Origin of the sequence: Paracerasibacillus soli (genome assembly GCF_042432965.1) — a bacterium.
Classification (GTDB): domain Bacteria; phylum Bacillota; class Bacilli; order Bacillales; family Amphibacillaceae; genus Paracerasibacillus; species Paracerasibacillus soli.
This window is the reverse complement of record NZ_JBHLWL010000022.1, coordinates 75,539-94,257: the sequence shown is the minus strand read 5'-3', so window position 1 is coordinate 94,257 and position 18,719 is coordinate 75,539. Positions and strand designations below refer to the sequence as shown.

At 36.3% G+C, this 18,719-nt stretch carries 17 protein-coding genes; 4 read left to right on the top strand and 13 right to left on the bottom strand.

The window, feature by feature from the left end:
- Position 1: 1 nt before the first annotated feature.
- Positions 2–1,195 carry an exonuclease SbcCD subunit D gene (locus ACFFIS_RS07125; RefSeq protein ID WP_390186771.1) on the bottom strand — a complete coding sequence of 398 codons (1,194 nt, stop codon included), beginning with the start codon at positions 1,193–1,195 and terminating at the stop codon, positions 2–4.
- A gap of 397 nt (positions 1,196–1,592) precedes the next feature.
- Between ACFFIS_RS07125 and ACFFIS_RS07120 the strand changes: the two genes are divergently transcribed.
- The gene (locus tag ACFFIS_RS07120) at positions 1,593–1,853 is read left to right on the top strand and encodes a hypothetical protein (protein WP_390186770.1); all 261 of its coding nucleotides are present in this window, start codon (positions 1,593–1,595) and stop codon (positions 1,851–1,853) included.
- Positions 1,854–1,965: 112 nt separating this feature from the next.
- Positions 1,966–2,748, top strand: coding sequence for an ABC transporter substrate-binding protein (locus ACFFIS_RS07115; protein ID WP_390186769.1), 783 nt, complete (start codon positions 1,966–1,968; stop codon positions 2,746–2,748).
- Positions 2,749–2,825: 77 nt separating this feature from the next.
- Here ACFFIS_RS07115 and sspO read toward each other — a convergent pair whose 3' ends face one another.
- The 4 genes from sspO to ACFFIS_RS07095 form a co-directional block, all read right to left on the bottom strand.
- Positions 2,826–2,981 (bottom strand): small acid-soluble spore protein SspO, encoded by a 156-nt coding sequence (sspO, locus tag ACFFIS_RS07110; RefSeq protein WP_320378508.1) that lies wholly within the window; start codon positions 2,979–2,981, stop codon positions 2,826–2,828.
- Between the two features lie 81 nt (positions 2,982–3,062).
- On the bottom strand, positions 3,063–3,908 hold the full coding sequence (locus tag ACFFIS_RS07105; RefSeq protein ID WP_390186767.1) for a VOC family protein: 846 nt from the start codon (positions 3,906–3,908) through the stop codon (positions 3,063–3,065).
- Between the two features lie 449 nt (positions 3,909–4,357).
- Positions 4,358–5,329 (bottom strand): NAD-dependent epimerase/dehydratase family protein, encoded by a 972-nt coding sequence (locus ACFFIS_RS07100; protein ID WP_320378505.1) that lies wholly within the window; start codon positions 5,327–5,329, stop codon positions 4,358–4,360.
- A gap of 261 nt (positions 5,330–5,590) precedes the next feature.
- On the bottom strand, positions 5,591–7,054 hold the full coding sequence (locus tag ACFFIS_RS07095; RefSeq protein WP_390186765.1) for a nicotinate phosphoribosyltransferase: 1,464 nt from the start codon (positions 7,052–7,054) through the stop codon (positions 5,591–5,593).
- Positions 7,055–7,350: 296 nt separating this feature from the next.
- On the opposite strand from ACFFIS_RS07095, the gene ACFFIS_RS07090 reads away from it, so the two are divergent.
- A complete protein-coding gene (locus tag ACFFIS_RS07090; protein ID WP_320378504.1) occupies positions 7,351–7,716 on the top strand; it encodes a hypothetical protein in 366 nt (121 codons plus the stop codon).
- A 72-nt stretch (positions 7,717–7,788) separates the two neighbouring features.
- Here the strand turns inward: ACFFIS_RS07090 and ACFFIS_RS07085 are convergent, their stop codons facing one another.
- From ACFFIS_RS07085 to ACFFIS_RS07055, 7 genes are all read right to left on the bottom strand, one after another.
- A complete protein-coding gene (locus ACFFIS_RS07085) occupies positions 7,789–8,409 on the bottom strand; it encodes an NTP transferase domain-containing protein (protein WP_320378503.1) in 621 nt (206 codons plus the stop codon).
- Positions 8,366–9,421: an XdhC family protein gene (locus ACFFIS_RS07080; RefSeq protein ID WP_390186763.1), complete on the bottom strand. Its 1,056-nt coding sequence runs from the start codon at positions 9,419–9,421 to the stop codon at positions 8,366–8,368. The genes ACFFIS_RS07085 and ACFFIS_RS07080 overlap by 44 nt, the downstream gene beginning before the upstream one ends.
- Entirely contained in the window at positions 9,418–9,894 is a 477-nt protein-coding gene (locus tag ACFFIS_RS07075; RefSeq protein WP_320378500.1) for a (2Fe-2S)-binding protein, read from the bottom strand. Before ACFFIS_RS07075 ends, ACFFIS_RS07080 begins: the two co-directional genes overlap by 4 nt.
- A complete protein-coding gene (locus ACFFIS_RS07070; RefSeq protein WP_320378499.1) occupies positions 9,894–10,736 on the bottom strand; it encodes an FAD binding domain-containing protein in 843 nt (280 codons plus the stop codon). Before ACFFIS_RS07070 ends, ACFFIS_RS07075 begins: the two co-directional genes overlap by 1 nt.
- Entirely contained in the window at positions 10,733–13,078 is a 2,346-nt protein-coding gene (locus tag ACFFIS_RS07065) for a xanthine dehydrogenase family protein molybdopterin-binding subunit (protein ID WP_390186762.1), read from the bottom strand. The genes ACFFIS_RS07070 and ACFFIS_RS07065 overlap by 4 nt, the downstream gene beginning before the upstream one ends.
- Positions 13,079–13,263: 185 nt before the next feature.
- Complete coding sequence (locus tag ACFFIS_RS07060; protein WP_320378498.1) at positions 13,264–13,962, bottom strand: OmpA family protein; 699 nt, start codon at positions 13,960–13,962, stop codon at positions 13,264–13,266.
- Complete coding sequence (locus ACFFIS_RS07055; RefSeq protein WP_390186761.1) at positions 13,952–15,781, bottom strand: MotA/TolQ/ExbB proton channel family protein; 1,830 nt, start codon at positions 15,779–15,781, stop codon at positions 13,952–13,954. Before ACFFIS_RS07055 ends, ACFFIS_RS07060 begins: the two co-directional genes overlap by 11 nt.
- A gap of 425 nt (positions 15,782–16,206) precedes the next feature.
- Here ACFFIS_RS07055 and ACFFIS_RS07050 point away from each other — a divergent pair, with 425 nt between their 5' ends.
- Positions 16,207–18,030, top strand: coding sequence for a S9 family peptidase (locus ACFFIS_RS07050; protein WP_320378495.1), 1,824 nt, complete (start codon positions 16,207–16,209; stop codon positions 18,028–18,030).
- Between the two features lie 135 nt (positions 18,031–18,165).
- Here the strand turns inward: ACFFIS_RS07050 and ACFFIS_RS07045 are convergent.
- Positions 18,166–18,719, bottom strand: a 554-nt coding sequence (locus ACFFIS_RS07045) for a transposase (RefSeq protein WP_390186760.1), incomplete at its 5' end; no start/stop codon positions are given.

Here is an 18,719-nt window from a genome sequence, read left to right as displayed (position 1 = left end):
TTTAGTTCTTTGCAATTGGCTCTTTCCTGTCTTTTGGCAATTGTTCATGCTCATCCCGGATAAGCTCGTCCAAGACTTCTCTAAATAATGCTTCCTTTTCTTCCGTTACTTCTGTACCCTTTACTTCTTTATAAAAAGCTCGAAATAACTCTAATTCACTCATTGAACTTCTATTTACCTTCCTGCCTTCATCATCAAACACGGGGGTAATGGTATAATTTTTTCTTTCTACATGCATCGCATGAGGATAAACTGTACGAATCCTCTCCATTGGCGAAAGAACAGGGACCTCATCTAACAAACGAACAAACACGTAATCTTCATTGATTGGTTGTTTCAATAAATCATCAAGCAATACCTCAACAGTACGAATGTCACGTCGTGGTAGCAGCAACCGTTTTTCAACAGATACTTGTCCACTTGCATCCATTTCCACAACATAAAATCCTTTCTGATGATTTTCTTCAGAAATAGAATATTTTAATGGAGATCCAGCATAGCGAATATTTTCCTGTAGGACAGAGTGCGCCCGATGTAGATGTCCCAATGCAGTATAATGAAAGTCTGCAAAATGATGCGCATCCACATACTCTGCCCCGCCGATAGATAACGGTCGCTCAGATTCACTTGTGTTCTCTTCTTCTTCCCCAAAAGGGGTTACAAAAGCATGCCCTACGTAAACGTGGCGAGCATGGTGATCCATTTTTTCTGCAATATGTTCTACGATTTGTTTCGTAGCGTCGTTATGACTCCGTATTTCCTCGTTATCAAACAAATTACGCACGATACTTGGATCACAATAAGGTACTAGATGAAAATGTACTTCCCCATGTTCATCATGCAAAACAACTGGTTCCATATTTTCTTGTAATTGACCAACAATATGTAACCCTTTTTCTCTCATAATTTTCGTACCAAAATCGAGTCTGCCTGGACTATCATGATTACCTGCAATGGCAATCACTGGCGTTTTTAATTTTAAAACAATCTTCTCCAACGTACTATTTAATAGATCTACGGCTTCTGTCGGTGGAACTGCACGATCATATAAATCACCCGCAATCACGACAGCATCAGGTTTTTCTTTCTCCACTTCCTGAATAAATTGCTGCAAAACATATTCCTGATCCTCCGTCATATAGACCCCTTGGACAAGTTTCCCCAAATGCCAATCCGCTGTATGGAAAAATTTCATGTTCATGCTCCTCTCTAGGAATTTTATTATTTGATAGACTTATCATGTGAAGTTGAAGTATTATTTGTGGAAATACACTTAGAAGATTATAAACAATCATATTATGAAACATTACTTTTGCTTACTATACTAATGGCAACATGCATATAGGAGTTATCGCCTATCTATTCATTCCTTCGCCCCTTTCCTTCTATTTTACTAGACCGTGATGTTGAAAGATATATATTTTTGATGTTCTTGGTCTTCCACTATCTTTTTACATTATAACACAACAAGGACACCTGTTCTGTTTCGCATTTTTTTATGATGACATAGAAACAGTATAGGACGTTTTAGCTATTTAGATTTAGCTGCCATTACGATAAAACTAAACATAGAAAATAATACGAAGGAAATAGTGCAAAATGAAAACCCAAATTTAACATTACATATTAATGGAGAAGAGAAACGAATGGGTTCAAATTCTATGGTCGAAAATATAAAACCTTCATTAATTGAACCAGGTCGATCAGGTGAGCGTTATGCTGTATTTATTTTCCCCGAAAAATATTTAGCTGTTTACGAAACATTTGAATTAGAGGTAGGACCCTTTAAAAATGAAGACTTAAAAATGTTATTTAAAGAAAAGACATTGCGATTTGATATTCCACAAAAATAATAGAAAAAGCTTTCCATGCTACACATCTTGGAAGGCTTTTTCGCTTTCTTAAAGGGTGAAACTACGATACGCTTAAGATAAAATATTTTTTTCATTCAAGGAGGTTGAGTAAGTGCGCACGATTACTGATCATCTTGGGCGGGAGATTACCTTTCCGTACCCACCCAAACGAATCGTATCACTCGTTCCTGCTATAACTGAAACGATGTATCATTTGCAACTTGCAAAAGAAATAGTTGGACGGACCCGTTTTTGTATATTTCCAAAGGACAAGATAGCAAACGCAGTTAATATCGGTGGCACAAAAGAAATAAAATTACATCGCATTCAATCCCTACAACCAGATTTAATCATAGCCGAAAAAGAAGAAAATACACAGGAAATCGTGGAAACACTTGAGCAATATTTCCCTGTCTATGTTTTTGAAATCCAAACAATAGACGATGTATTACGGATGATTACGGATTTAGGTGATGTGACAAATCGACAAAATCAAGCTAGCAAATTGTCTGTAAACATACAAACTGCTTTTTCATATGTGCCTAATTTGCAAGCAAAAAGAGTAGCTTATGTTATATGGCGAAACCCATATATGGTTGTAGGAAAAGATACATATATTCAATCAGTTTTAGAAAAACTAGGTTTTATCAATCCATTTACGTCCTTGGAAGGTAGATATCCAATTGTGACGATAGAGGACTTTGAACGAGCAAATCTCGATTATATTTTTCTAGCAACAGAACCTTTTCCTTTTCAAGAAAAGCATTTTGCCGAATTTCGTGTAATGGATTCTAAAGCTAATCTAAAAATTATCGATGGAGAAATGTTCTGGTATGGGGCAAAAATGATAGAAGCCGCTGCTTATTTCAGAAAAGAATTTGCTAATGGGGTCTGACCCCATTTTTAGAAGTACATCACGTGTTACAGTAATTCTCTGTGACACGTGATGTTTGTATACATTAAGTAATAGTTCTACTGGCGCTTCTTTGTCTTTTTATTATTCAATCTTTCATTGGCGGTCAAAGGTTCATTGGCAAACTCATGGTCAAATTCTGTAGACAATTCTTTCTGTACCGCTTGTTTATCACTTACGCCACCAGAAATTTTATTTTTCTTCTTTTTGCTCATGTCAATTACACCTCCAACTCTTATGTTTCCACAATCATGATTATTTATGTAGGGGGTGTCCCGTTTTTAGTCATTTAGTGATCAGATAACGAGGTGAATTTCGTTTCCAGACGGGTCATACGTCTTATAAACATCACGAGTATCTTTCGTAACTTTGGCACCAATTTGACGCAATTGCTGTATAACCTGTTCTTTTTTACGCTCATTTTCTAATACGATAGTAAACCAATTCAAACCAACACTATTTTCCTTTGGCACTGGTGCGCCTGTCCCGTTCCATATATTTAATCCTAGGTGATGATGGTACTTAGCTGTAGAGATAAATAGGGCACCTGGATAGGTAGTCACAACCTCAAAGCCGAGACCCTTTACATAAAACTCCTTTGTCTTTTGTAAATCGGCGACATGTAAATGGATATGTCCCATCATGGTGTCAGTCGGTAATCCATTCCAGTCTAACTCTTTTTCTGCTAAGAGACCATCTCCATCTAATGGATCCGTCACCATTTTTACTTCTTGATTTGACCATTCCCATTCTGATGCAGGACGATCACGATAAATTTCAATTCCATTTCCGTCTGGATCATCGATATAAATCGCTTCACTAACGCCATGATCTGAAGCACCCAAACGATACCCTTTTTGAAGAATATGATATAAAAAATTTGCTAAATCCGCTCGAGTTGGCAGTAACAAGGCAAAATGGTATAGGCCAGTTGTTCTCGCTTCTTTTGGGATCACATCCGCTGGTTGCTCTAGTATAAGTAATGGAGTGATGCCATCCGCAGTTAAAATGGCTTGTTGCTTTGTTTGTTTTAATACTTGAAATCCAACAATTTCTTGATAAAAAGTAACAGATTGATGTAAATTCATCACATTTATACTGAGTTCTCTTACAAACGTTGCAGGTTTTCGATGGAAATTCACGTTATATCTTTCCCTTCATTTCAATTTCATGCTTTAACAATACCATATAAGCTACACCATATAATAAATAGCAGCTCATTACATTTATTTTCTCGTACTCCTCGTATATGATGTTTGGGCATTATTTTTCCGCCATTGTTTCCTAATTGATTTGTAAATTATTAAGCTTATTATACCCATTACTTTGCACTACTGGCGGACGCTTTCCGCGGGCACGGCCTTGCCCCAACACTGGGGTATGCCGACGTTGGCCGCAAAGGCCGTATTTAGTCGGCCCCCCTTAAATTGTTTCCTGTGGGGTTTCCGACGCACAGGACGTGCTAGCGCAGGCGTTACCACAGGACGTGGTGAACTTAACCCTGCGTTCACCTGTTGCTGTTCCCGCAGGTCTTTTCCGAAGTGAATGAAAAAGAGACCCATTTCTAGGTCTCCTCAGCTAATATATTTTATTATTTCAAGCATTCCTTTATTGTCTCTACAATAGATGCTCTAACATCTGCTTTCTTGTATTTTAATATTGGCATGGTATCTTCTGGATCAATATAGGCATCTCGATTTTGAACTTCAGCAATGACCGCATTATGCATACCTTGCTCTCTTCCTTCTTCAGCTAGTTGTTCATCTATTTTTATATATGCTGGCTTCATTTGTTCTAAAGGAACTACTTGAATAATCGTTTCTTTTTGTCCAAGAACATCCGCAATAATTTGAAAAAATTCCTGTAGTTTCATATTTGTATCTGAAATGGCGTACTTTCCACCATGTTGTCCATATTCCAAAGCTCCAATTGTTGCTTCAGCTACTTGTTGAACAGTTACCATCGCAGTTCCACCACTTAAAACAGGAACGAACTCTTTTCCTTGAACTTGTGGTAAGAACATTTCCCATAGTGGCTTTCGTCCCGGCATCGTACCGAATATATATGGGAGTCGCAATGACATTACATCCATTTTACCTTCCCCTTCTAAGATCGCCACTTCCTCTTGCAATAAGCGCGTACGTGGATAGGCCTGTCCTTTTTCCATATTTAACTCGGGCCACTTTTCGGCAAAATGAGCAAAATATGATCCGTAAACAAGGAACTTTTTCACTCCTGCTTCTCTTGCAAGTCGTGCTAGACGTTGAGTTGGTAAAACATTTTGTTCATAGTAGAATCGAACCGCTGGTGCAACTGGAACAACCCTTTCATCTGCTCCTGCTGCATAAACAAACATATCTATTCCATTTAATAAATGCAATACTTCTTCATCTGTCATTTCATTAATATTGCCAAGATGACATGCTACCTCTTTCGGTAAAAGATCTTCAGTTGGCATTGGTGGAAGAGAAACAGTTGAAACTTTATAATCACGTTTCAACATTTCCTTCACCGTATGATAGCCTAATAATCCAGTTCCACCTAAAATAAATACGTTTTTCATAGCAATTTCCTCCTCATCCTCTGAATACCTCATACAAGAATGTGAAATGTTGAGCATTCTATATTTTTATTATACAGGAAATCACAATAAAATATCATCTTCTTTTCGTCAAATTTATGTCTACAACATTGTTACAAAAAATACATTAATTCGACTAAAATAACGGGACAAGTGAACGAAAATAACGATTGGAATTTTAAGTATACAATAAAATGAAGACATGCACACTTGATTTCTTATAAAAAATAGGGGAGAAGTTTTTTATTCCATCTCTCCCATTTTCTTCACATTCTCTCTTACTTCGTGTATATTGTCCATCTTGTTATCCCAAGCTTTTTGACTTAAATCAACTGCATATTCTTCGGGATTAACTGTACGTTTAAATTCCTCCCAAAATAAATTTAATTGCTCTTTGGAATAGGCTTGCATTTCCTTCAAAGTTGGATTTTCATATACTTGTTTTCCTTCCACAAAAATATCATGATGCAAATTTTTTGCATGAAAATCCGTAACAAACTTACTTTTATACGTATGAACAGGGTGGAACATTTTCAATCGTTCTTCTTTACTTGGTTCTTCGTCTTCCAGCGTGATATAATCACCTTCAGCCATCTTATTTACTGTATTAATAATGCGATACAATTTCTTTTTCCCAGGAGTAGAAACCTTTTCTGGATTTTGCGAAATCTTTATCGTATCTTCCATCTGACCTTCGTCATCTTCTATTGCGACAAGCTTATAAACAGCACCTAATGCCGGCTGATCATATGCAGTAATAAGCTTTGTACCAACACCCCAGACGTCAATTTTTGCTCCTTGTAACATTAAACTTGTTATCGTTGATTCATCTAAATTATTTGATGCATATATTTTAGCATTTGTAAAACCTGCTTCATCCAGCATTTTTCGTGTCTTCTTAGATAAAAATGCCATATCCCCACTATCTAAACGGACACCTAAGAAATTAATTTTGTCGCCAAGTTCTTTGGCTACTTTAATTGCGTTCGGCACACCTGATTTTAACGTGTCATACGTATCGACTAAAAACACACAATTTTTATGTCTATCCGCATATTTTTTAAACGCGATATATTCATCTTTATATGCTTGAATCATCGAGTGTGCATGTGTTCCAACAACTGGAATACCAAATAATTTCCCTGCTCTAACATTACTTGTCGCATCAAAACCCCCGATAAAAGCTGCACGCGTTCCCCAAATCGCAGCATCCATCTCTTGTGCTCTTCTCGTTCCAAATTCCATTAACGTTTGATCTTCCACAATATGTTTAATTCTTGCTGCTTTTGTAGCAATCAATGTTTGGTAATTCACAATATTAAGCAAAGCTGTTTCCAATAACTGCGCTTCCGCTAATGACGCTTCAACACGTATTAACGGTTCATTACAGAAAATAACTTCCCCTTCACATACTGACTTCATCGAGCCATTAAAACGAATGGACTTCAAATATGCTAGAAAATCATCTTGATATCCCATTTCTTTTAAAAATGTTAAATCTGATTCTGAAAAGCGGAAGTTTTGCACATAGTCCATCAACCGTTCTAATCCCGCAAACACTGCAAATCCATTACCAAATGGCATTTTTCGAAAAAACAAATCAAATACAGCTCGACGGTCATGTACACCATCAGCCCAATATGTTTCTGCCATATTTATTTGGTATAAATCTGTATGTAACGCTAAACTGTCGTCCTTGTATAACATAGATGTTACCTCCTTTACTTGGACACTTCTTCTCTATATAGATTCCTACCCCTTCAAATAAATCAAATAACATCCTTTCGTGCACTATTTTATTATATTTCCATTTAGACCATATTTTATGTAGTATCAGACAGTTTTTTGATTTATTTACCCATTACTATATCATATATTTATATGTATGATATGGTGACAACGGATTATCGTCAGCTGCTTTTTGGCCTCTTTAACGTTAATTATTGTATAAATCTAAGCTAAGAATGGAAAATAAGTTTATTACATCAATGGAGTTGAACATAATGAATAAGAAAACGGTACAAGAAATCTTTTACGAACAAAATAGCCTGTCACATCAGATTAATTCCGAAATCCAACAACCTTTTCAAACGGAACAACATTTAGCACAAATTAATGCAATAATCCAACAGGCTCAACAGTCTGTTAGACAAGCGCAGGTAGGACAAGGCAATCATTTGATCATTGCGGATCAACGTTTACAGCAAGCTCTACAATTGACAAATCAGTTAGCATCTTTACAAATTCAATCACAGCTTCATATAACCGAGAGTGGCCTTCAGCAATTGAAGCAACTGAATGCTGAATTAACCCAAGCAACAAGTACTTTACATGCAATACAACAATCACAAACATCACAGACGACTTGATTACCCTATTCGTGTTAGCTAAGAATTATGTTTTCACTGCTATATAGAAGCAATTGTATGTTTTAAATTACATTATTCAATTAAACAAATACACTCGAAGTCTTCTTTTGTGTCAATATCAATAAAGGGAACAGGATTTGTGTAATGAATAAATTTCCCATCATGAAGATGCTTTTTAATAAAATAATGCGCCCCCCTATCTCCTGATAATTCCGCTAATAACAATGGAAATATCTTTTTATGAAATAAGATAGGTGGATGAAAAATCCCCTTTATACTTGAAGCGATAAAAGGGATCTCTACAGCTTGTACAAATTGTTTTATTAAACCATCAATCATTGTGCTTGCAATAAACGGTTGGTCAGCTAATAACACAACTATTGCTTGAGCACCAAGTTGTTCAGATTTTTTCAATCCACACATAAGTGAATAAGCTTGGCCATCCTGTGCTCGTTTACATGATGTAATGATTAACTTATTTTTATAAAGGCTTTGAAACTGTTGTGTTATCCAATCTAGCTTGTCTTTTGGTTTTGTTACAACGATAATTTGGTCAAGTTTTGATTGTAAAGCAGTTTTTAGTGCAATACTTCCCAATGCCTGCCCGTGCAATATTTGTTCCAATTTATTAGAGCCAAATCGACTACTATTACCCGCTGCGAGATATATTCCGACTATTTTTCCCGGCTTCAAGGGAGGACACTCCTTTATCTAATGCTTGTCTGTTTTGTTGAATGACTTCCGCAAGAATACTTATCGCAATTTCCTCAGGCCCTTCGGCACCAATAGCAATACCTACTGGTGAATGAATAGATTTCGGGATTGAGGTGGTATTTAATAATCGCTTAGTCCGCTTTTTTGGGCCAAGTACACCTAAATAATGGATGTTGTCATTCATACGTAAAGTCTGTAAAATTTCTTTATCTATCATGAAGTTATGTGTCATAATGACTACAGAATCACGGGAATGAAAAGCTATTTTCTTTAAAAAAGACGTAATAGACATTTCACCATATAATGTGGCGTTAGGAAATAGTGCTTGTTTTAAATAGGATTGACGCCAATCCCAAATAATCACTTCTAATCCAACTTGATGCGCCATCAATGCTAGTGGCGGAACATCCGGTTCGGCCCCAAAAATTACGAGGCGTTCTTTTGGTTGCACATATTGAACGAAAACCTCTTTTGGTAAGGATTTATGAGCATATAAAGCGGATTTTCTTTTTGGCTTCATATTCATTGTAAATTGATCAAATGTAGTCTGATCATCAAACTTAGAAACAATAGAATCTGTTACTTGTCTATCTTCATTTAAAATTTTAACGAGATTAACTTCTCTCCGCTCAGCAACATACGTCAGAGCAGTGACTAAGTTTGTTCTTAATAATCCATTCACATGCTCTAATAAAATATGAATCTTACCATTACATCCAGCACCGCTCCCCCAACCCAAATCATCTTCTGCACTCATATCATAGACAAGCGTTTGCGAGTGTATTTCTTCTTCTAACATTTCATCGGCCTGGATTGCTAAATCACTCTCCAAACATCCCGCACTAATCGTTCCCATTTGTCTGTCTTTACCAAATAGCATCATTGCTCCTTCTTTACGATAAGCTGAGCCTTCTACTTTGATAACAGTAGCTAAAATAGCATGAGGACTCCATTTTATAGCATGTTCATACAATTCAGTCATTTGATTCATGATGATACCCCACTTTGCAAAACGCTTTTTACAGCAGCTTTTATCTCTTGATATCCCGTGCAACGACAAATATTGGAATCCAACCATTCATCTATTTCTTTATCTGTCGCATTGGGCTTTGATTTAACGAGTGCATATGTATTTAATATAAATCCTGGTGTGCAATACCCACATTGTAGCGCCCAATGTTTAATAAATGCCTCTTGCACCGTTATGTCTTTGAGCCCTTCTATCGTTGTTATATTTTTGCCAATTACTTCCGCTGTTAGCAGATGACAAGCATTGAATGGTATTTCATCAATAAGTATCGTACATGCACCACAATCACCATTATGACAACTAGGCTTTGCCCCCATTAACCCTAACTGTTCCCGTAGTGTAAATAGCAATGTATCTGCAAAGCGTATTGACACTTCTTTTGTTTGTCCATTAATTTTTAACTTTACTAAACCACCTGTTTTCGATACATCCATTAAGATGACATCCTTTCTAACTTTTGAAACATGTCAATCATTGAACGCTCCAATAAAAACTTTCTATATTCTAACGATGCATACATGTCATCTATGATTGATGTAGGGAGTTTTTTCATTACTCTCTCTATATTTCCATCAAACTTTTTCGATGCTGCTGCCATTAATTTTTCTAGTTTCAGCAACCGTGTAGGATATGGATATGCTCCACTTAATGCAACCCGTATTTTTTCATCAACTCTCAAAGCAGCAAGGGTAACAATTGGATAATTTAATTTAGACTGTTTTGTTTTCTTACTATGAAAATGGGGCATATTTAAAAACTTTTCATCCGTCATGATTTGAACAATAAATTCCCCTTCTGACAAGTGTAGATCTTGTTTAAAAATGTCATGAATGGAAACTTGACGTACATTACCATCCATTGTTGCAATCTCAAGCGTACTGTCCGCTAGCAGAAACGGCAAAGCAGCTTCACGGTATGCTAAATGACTCATCAAATTGCCACCGATTGTTATTTTATTTCGTGCTGTACGATGGGCAATATGTTGGATTACGTCTGATAAAAGCGGATAAAAGTTTCCTTCTTCCACATCGGTTAATGTTCGCGTGGCTCCCACAACTAATTGGTTATTCGCAAATCCAATTTGCTGGCATTCTTTCACTTGTTTAAGGTCTATTATTGCATCTGCTTTTATCTCCCCCGCCCGTGCTCGGCTAATAAATTCAGTTCCACCAGCATAATATATCGCTTTTTTATTTTCACGTTTGAATTGCTGAAAAGTTTCTGAAGCTTCTTTAATAGATTGTGGACTTGCATATTCAAAATCAAATGAAATCATCGTGATTTTGCTCCCTTCACCTGTTTCCAAATTTGTTCTGGGATAAGTGGTAGTTGATTCATGTCAGTTTTACTTGCAAGCGAAATGCTATTTGCAAGAGCCCCCGCCATCCCAATCACTCCATACTCTCCAATGCCACGTGCACCATATGGCCCATCTATGAGGGGTGATTGTACAAAGTCCACGATATACTCCGGAGCCTCACTAGCCCTGATAACATCATATCCACGAAAATTTGGATTTAACACTTTTCCCTTTTTATCAAATGTAAAGGATTCCCTACTCGCCCAACTAAGCCCTAAATACATACCACCCCGCATCTGTCCTATCGCCAACTGCGGATTAATAATTTTCCCACCATCAAGAACTGTAATTGCCTTTAACACACGATAAGTGAGGTTTACTGGACAATATTCAATTTCTACAACTTGTACACCTAATCCCCATTGTGGTCCAGGTTTTCCAAAACCTGTTCTCGGGTCTAGCGGGGTTAAATGTCTTACTATATGTGAGCCTTTCCCAATTATTAAACCTCCAACAGAATTACCATTCGGATACTTATAACCTGTAGCTAAATCTTTTATTTTTACACCATATTCCGGGCTATCTTTTAAATAAACTCGTCCATCGGCAACTTTTAAATCGTCTGGAGAGCACCGCATTACTTGACTCCCAATCTGTTTTAACTGCCGAATGACATCCTCTGCTGCAGCAATGACTGCTCTCCCCGCAATGTACGTTGTACTACTAGCAACTGTTTTCCACTGATGTGGGTCATATTGCGTATTCACTTCTAACGTAACATGAATTTGATTCATATCCATTTTCAATCGTTCTGCTAAAATTTGTGCTAACACTGTCTTTGTGCCTTGTCCAAGTTCAACCGCAGCACAATTTAAATTCACACTTCCATCTGTTTCAAATGTTAGCACAACACCAGCTGTTGCATTTGGAGGTGTACTTGACGTTTTCCAAAAAGCTGCAATACCTTTCGTTCGAATTTTTCCATCTGCTGTTTCTACATCATGACCTTCATTCCATTTGGCAAGCTCTTTTGCTTTTTCCAAACAAGTTGTTAAATCCCCGACATTACTTGCATTTAATTTTACTTGCGTTGGTGTTGTATGACCTGGTTTTATCGCATTTCGCAACCTAATTTCAAACGGATCAAGGTTTAATTTATTTGCCAATTGATCCATTGCTCTTTCCATGACAAACGATAACTCTGGATGACCAAATCCCCGGAAGGATGTTGCATATGGATGATTCGTATACATACAGTAGGAATCACATTTCACATTTTCAATATGGTATGGACCAGTGCAATCTGCTGCAGCCGCTTTACTTATGCCTGCCCCCATATCCGAATAAGCACCGCCATCAAATAAAAATTCATATTCAGCAACCTGTAATTGACCATCCTTCGTTGCACCTAATTTTACCTTTGCATCCAAACCAATATGAGTTGGTGATGTCACCATATCTTCTTCTCTACTGTTTACGAGTTTCACCATCTGTCCACCAACCGCTCTTGAAGCAAGGTAAACTAAAAATTCTAGTTGGACAGTACCTTTTCCACCAAAGGCTCCTCCAACAAATGGCGTATGAACAGAAATTTTTCCAACATCAATATTTAAAAATTGATTCAGTAATTTCTTTACATAAAACGGACCTTGCGTTGCGGAATATATCATAACACGCTCATCAGGTAGGATTTCTGCTCTAGCTACACGTGTTTCGAGCGCTGCGTGATCAGATGGAGAAAAGGAAAATTCCGCTTCTATTTTAACTTCACTTGAGTCCCAGCCAGTTTTTACATCTCCCTTTCGGATCTTCGTGAGGTTTGCTATATTCGATTGGGGAATGGCGTGTACACCTTTTACTTGAACTTTGTATTCTCCTAGTTTCTCATGAATAAGTGGTGCGTCTTTTTTAGTAGCCTCTTTTGGAGAGTTAACAACGGGGAGTTCCTCGTATTCTACTTTAATTAAACTTGCTGCATATTTTGCCTGTCTAGGATGATCAGCAACAACAATAGCGATCGGTTCTCCGTAATACCTCACTTTATTTATCGCTAGCGGTGGTCTATCCGCCAACATAGGTCCAACGGGAAAAGGGAATGCCTCTCCTGTAATAACCGCACGAACTCCCGGAGCTTCCCAAGCTTTTGAAGTATCTATTTTATTAATCCTTGCATGTGCGTAATTACTAGTATGTAGTGCTGCGTGCAAAATGCCAGGTAATGATACATCATCCGTATATTTCACCCGTCCATATGCCTTATCTGCAATATCAACCCGTTTTACACTCTTTCCAACCATTGAAAAGTTTTGCTTATCCATATAGAGACACCTCAATTGCTTTAGTTATTCTCAGTATGAGTTGAACAAGGTATTTTTATTCTATTTACATGTTTTTCTTTATTTTATAACCTACATTTGATAAGCAAAATATGAAAAGGCAATAAACATAAACAAGACCCCAGCTTCATCACTGGGGTCTCGCTTAATAAATTACTCCATAAACTTTACTCATTTCCTCCTAAGATTTCACGGGTTTTATTTAAAATTTCCTCATCTTTTAAACGAAACTTGAATTCTACTCTACGTGAAGAATCTGCACTATATGCGCCATCTTCTCCTGTTCGAAAGTCGGTATACGATTTACTATTTACAGTTAACTTTTCTTCTAAATGTTGTTGTATATTTTTATACGGAAAATCATCACTTAATACGTAAGAAGCTACACTATATGCTCTTTCTTGTGCCAACTCCAAATTATATAAATACGTACCATCGCGGTCCGTATGCCCTTCAATAATAATTTCTGCAATATAATCTTCATAACCACTCGCAAATAAAATATCTAAATACTTCGGGACAAATTCATCTAGGAATTGAAAGGAATCAGGTTTTAATTCTGCTTTATCATAAGCAAATAAAATCTCCGTATCAAAGATAATTGCACCTGTCTTATCATCAACCTCAATACCATATGCGGATTCTGTAAACTCCTCCTTCAATTCACTCACCAATTTAGAACGTACACCCATAATTTGATCTAATGTCTCTTTCATTTCTTCAATTTGTAAAGATTTAATAACCATCATGATAATAAATATGAGCATAAAACATAATAAAATAGTCGTCAACAGATCAGTGAAAGATGGCCAAAATTGGCCGTCTTCTTGTTCTTGTTTAAACAGTCGCTGATATTTAGTATTCATTTTGTCTCAATCCAATACTTTGGTTTGTGCGGACAGCTTGCTGGCTCATGGAACTTAACTGTCGATTCAACATTTGGATTTCACGCCCTAATTCTTGAAGTAATTGTTGAAAAGCACGTGCGTAGTCCTGTTGCATATTTTCATTCACACGACGCATATCGGAAAAATCCCGTTTCATTCCCTCGTTCACCCTTCCAACCGCATCCCCGATATTCCTGGCGACTTGTTCCAATTTGTTTCCTAACGTTCCTTCTAAATTTTGCACATATTGTGATAGCGTATCTTTTAAAATTGTGACACTCGATTCCAACTGATTTTCTCGTTGATTAAATGCTTGATTCATCTGTGAAACCGTATTATTGATATCTCGAATAAGCTGACTATTTTTCATGCCAACTTGTTCAAATGTACTTGTAGCTTCACGCATATGTTTTTCAAATGTCATCGATTCTGTTGCATGGTTTTTTAAGTGTTGATTAAATACTTGATTAAATTCTTTTAATTCACGAAAGCGATCTGACAATAATTGTTTATTTTCTATTTGTGTCTCATTTACAACTTGAAGTGCTTCCGGTAACTGAACAACCGCACTTCCAAGTTTATCGAAGTCCTGTGAAAGCTCATTTAAGTAAGTTGTAATGCCACCTAATTTCGTACTGAGATCATCGCCAAAAATACGCTTGAAGTCTTGCATATGCGCACCCATTATCTCGGTCAACTCTTGACTTTTCTTAGAAACAAGTTGGATTGCATGTTGTATATCTGTTTGTTCCTCTAATAAAGTTGAAGTGAATTGCTTAATGTCTTCAATCCTATCCTCAAACTGTTGTAATGATGCAATTTGGCTTTTGGCAACCTCTTGGACTTTTTCATGCGTATTTTCAAATACTGCAACAATTCGTTCATTTTTTCGATCCGCTTTTTTAAAATAACTAAATAAATTTGTAAAGTTTTTATTCAATGCTGCTGTACCCTCACTAAATCCGTCTGTTACAACTTTCATCTGCTGGAACAACTCTTGAAAGTCTGCTAGATTTTCCGATAGCCCATCATTAAATGCTGCTAAGTCTCTCGCCGACTTCTCTAGACCAGAAGTGTAATCGCGAAAACCTGTAAATGCCTGCACAACTTGTTGTAGCGATTGTTCATTTGTTTCATGCATATGGATAATAGATTGATTAATTGCTTCTGATACATCAATTAACTTACCTAGTCCTTTTTGCTCTTCCCCTTCTAAATTTGATTCCACCCGTAACATAATGTCTGTTAACATATATTCCGTATTAAATACCTTTACTAATACAGTCATAATGAGAGAAAAACTCATTCCAACAATACTTGTATAAAAAGCCACATCAATACCGGATAAAACGCCAGCAACATTTTCTACAAGCTGATCTCCACCAGCATTAATACTACCTAGCGAAAGGGTTAATCCAATAAATGTACCTAAAACACCTAATAAAATAAATACGGAAACTGTCATTTGAACTAATTTAATAAGGCTAATAACGGGTATGTTAAATATCCGCCAACTTGAAAAGCGCTCTTGGACAAATGTCTCTACTGTAATTGATTCAGATTCCTGCCGTTTATCGAATTCACTTTTGAACGATTGAAGTGGCTCAATGTCCATACGTGTTGTGTCTTTTAAATAGTTACGTATTGTACGAAACTTCATATATAACGCCAAATGAATGCATAACGTTACGACAAACGTTATAAATAACGCGAGAAATATAAGTTCAATAATTGGACTAGCTAACATTGCCTCTGCTTTTTCTGCAGTTGTAAACATTTCTAGAATGAGTTGAACCATCATTTTTCCTCCTTATTTTCAACAACATCGCGATATACAATGAAAGGAATACTTCTTATCGTTTTCATTAGAAAAAAGCATCCTGACGCCTCCTCATGAAGCATCTATTCAACATTTTTATTTTTTAAAATAGATATGTCCTCTTTGCTCTTCTATATCTATTCAATGCTTGGACATTTCATGTGTAAAATAATTAAAAACATGCAAGAAACATAGATTATTTAAATCACTGGATAGCATCTGTTTTTACAGTATGGAGAGTAACAGTCTATTTTTTTAAGGACTACACCTTATCCCAATATTTTTAACAATCGAGAACCTCGATATGTTACAATTATTACAATAGTTAGAAGTTTTTTTGATGACACTTAACTTTGGAAATAACCTTTTTACCATAAACAAGGAAAATGAAAGAGGGAATGACAATGAAAAATGTAAACAATATGATATCTAAAAAGCGCTATTCAATTGAACAATTTATTAACACTGAAAGTCTATTACGCGCATCCACTTCTTTTGATAATCAGTATACCTTGTATGCAAGTGATCGATCAGGTGTATATAATGCGTATGTCACATCAATGGATGGAAGTACGGAACCACGACAGTTAACACATTCCACATCAAATGCGATTTTTCCAGTTACTTTTCTTCCTAATAATAAAAGCTTTATATATGAAAGTGATGAAGGTGGCAATGAATTAACCCATCTTTACTTGCAAAATGAACTTGGTGAAATAAAGGATTTAACACCAGGTAATCAGGTAAAAGCTGCATTTTTTGACTGGAATAAAGCATATACACATTTCTTCTATGAATCTAATAAGCGCGACGCACGATATATGGATTTATATGAAATGGACATCGACTCCTATGCATCGAAACTTGTTTATGAAAATAACGCTGGGTATCATATTCATGCAATTTCATCCAACAAAAAATACATAGCATTACAAAAGCCAATTACTGCGAATAACTCAGATATTTATCTCTATTCAGCAGAGGCAGGTCATGAGCATTTGTCACCACACGAAGGTGACGTACAGTATATTCCACTTACATTCGATGAGCAGGCTACATATCTGTACTATTTAACTGATGAGAATAATGAATTTTTGCAATTAAAACGAATGAATTTATCTACAAAAGAAGTAGAAATTGTGATTAACGAGACATGGGATATCGTAATGGCGAAATTCTCACCAAACTATCAATATCTCATGTATGCGCTTAACCAAGACGGAAAAATCGCTTTACATGTATTAGATGCTAAAACTAACGAACAAATTCCATTAAGTAATTTCCCTAACGGTCAATTAAATAGTGTCAGTTTTTCAAAAGACGAAACACAAATGGCTTTGTTATTGAATAGTTCAGATTCACCTACTAATTTGTATGTCTATCATTTTAAAAAACAAGAAATAAAACGGCTAACAGATACCTTAAACCCGGAAATTAATCAAGTGGACTTAGTAAAAGCTAAGGTGATTCGTTATCCGTCATTTGACGGATTATCAATACCAGCTATTTATTACAAACCACATATAGCAGAAGGTGACAAAGTACCGGCATTAGTTTGGGTTCATGGTGGTCCTGGTGGGCAATCAATGGCAAATTATAGTCCTCTGTTTCAGTATCTTGCCAATCATGGTTATGCAATTTTAGCCGTTAACAATCGAGGTAGTTCTGGTTATGGGAAAACATTTTTTAAGGCTGCTGATTTAAAACACGGGGAAGTAGACCTTGCAGATTGTATAGAAGCAAAAAGCTTTTTATCCGAAACAGGTTATATCGATGAAAATCGTATTGGCATAATTGGCGGAAGTTATGGTGGCTATATGGTACTCGCTGCGCTTGCCTTTGAACCTGATTCATTTGAAGTTGGTGTAGATATATTTGGTGTATCCAACTGGGAACGTACATTAAAAGAAATTCCAGCTTGGTGGGAAGCAAATCGGGAGGCATTGTATAAAAAGATTGGAAATCCATATACAGACACTGCATATATTAGAAGTATTTCGCCACTATTTCATGCAGATAATATTAAAAAGCCTCTTATCGTCTTACAAGGGGCAAATGACCCACGTGTGCTGAAAGTAGAATCTGACGAAATTGTAGAAGCTGTTGAAAAAAACAATATTCCGGTTGAATATATTGTCTTTGAAGATGAGGGGCATGGCTTTACAAAGCGAGAAAATCAGATAAAAGGCTATAAAGCAATAAAAGAATTCTTAGATCAACATTTATAAAATAACAAGAAAATCTCACTGGGGAAAAGTTGCGTACGGCTAATACAGTATGTATTTGTGGCTCTACGTCAAATGACGTTGGTATTGAATTTTAGTCGATTTTAAAATTTATTTGGATATCACACTCTAGGAAAGTTATGCTGCCCTTGAGTGTGATTTGTCTTTATCAGATGTATTTGGTGTTTTGACTAATGGTTTCAACTTGAAATGTATTCTAATTCGATTTTTGTAATGATTAAAATTTCGATAGCCATATGCGACTCGATTAAGTACCTTGATCTTATTATTAATACCTTCAATTCGGCCGTTGTTATAGGTGTATTGGAAGCTATTTTTCGTATAGGGTAAGTGCTTTCTTAATGTTTTCATGCTTGTTCTTAAATAAGTGGATGCATCAGTTGGACATTGTTTGCTTAATGCGTTTTCCAATGCATGATAGTCCTTTTCATCAATTGCTTCCAATAAATCCTGATATAAATCATAATTAACTCTAAGTTCCCCACTATAGTCCAATATTTCCTGTACAACTGAACTTTCAAGACGCTGGCCAAATAAGCCGTAATATTTATATTCTGTATAAGATATATTTGTTTGCACAGTGAAACTTGTATCAGAATGCTTACACATAAAACGCTGTTTCTTCAATAATAAATATGTTGGATAAACTCCCATGGTCGGAATTGTAATAA

What these genes read in the sequence shown, in the direction of transcription:
- ACFFIS_RS07100 (WP_320378505.1), bottom strand. Translation starts at nt 5,329, where the DNA reads ATGAAAAACGTATTTATTTTAGGTGGAACTGGATTATTAGGCTATCAT.
- ACFFIS_RS07090 (WP_320378504.1), top strand. Translation starts at nt 7,351, where the DNA reads ATGAATAAGAAAACGGTACAAGAAATCTTTTACGAACAAAATAGCCTG.
- ACFFIS_RS07050 (WP_320378495.1), top strand. Translation starts at nt 16,207, where the DNA reads ATGAAAAATGTAAACAATATGATATCTAAAAAGCGCTATTCAATTGAA.
- ACFFIS_RS07070 (WP_320378499.1), bottom strand. Translation starts at nt 10,736, where the DNA reads ATGATTTCATTTGATTTTGAATATGCAAGTCCACAATCTATTAAAGAA.
- ACFFIS_RS07075 (WP_320378500.1), bottom strand. Translation starts at nt 9,894, where the DNA reads ATGGATGTATCGAAAACAGGTGGTTTAGTAAAGTTAAAAATTAATGGA.
- ACFFIS_RS07060 (WP_320378498.1), bottom strand. Translation starts at nt 13,962, where the DNA reads ATGAATACTAAATATCAGCGACTGTTTAAACAAGAACAAGAAGACGGC.
- ACFFIS_RS07055 (WP_390186761.1), bottom strand. Translation starts at nt 15,781, where the DNA reads ATGGTTCAACTCATTCTAGAAATGTTTACAACTGCAGAAAAAGCAGAG.
- ACFFIS_RS07080 (WP_390186763.1), bottom strand. Translation starts at nt 9,421, where the DNA reads ATGAATCAAATGACTGAATTGTATGAACATGCTATAAAATGGAGTCCT.
- ACFFIS_RS07095 (WP_390186765.1), bottom strand. Translation starts at nt 7,054, where the DNA reads ATGTTATACAAGGACGACAGTTTAGCGTTACATACAGATTTATACCAA.
- ACFFIS_RS07065 (WP_390186762.1), bottom strand. Translation starts at nt 13,078, where the DNA reads ATGGATAAGCAAAACTTTTCAATGGTTGGAAAGAGTGTAAAACGGGTT.
- sspO (WP_320378508.1), bottom strand. Translation starts at nt 2,981, where the DNA reads ATGAGCAAAAAGAAGAAAAATAAAATTTCTGGTGGCGTAAGTGATAAA.
- ACFFIS_RS07125 (WP_390186771.1), bottom strand. Translation starts at nt 1,195, where the DNA reads ATGAAATTTTTCCATACAGCGGATTGGCATTTGGGGAAACTTGTCCAA.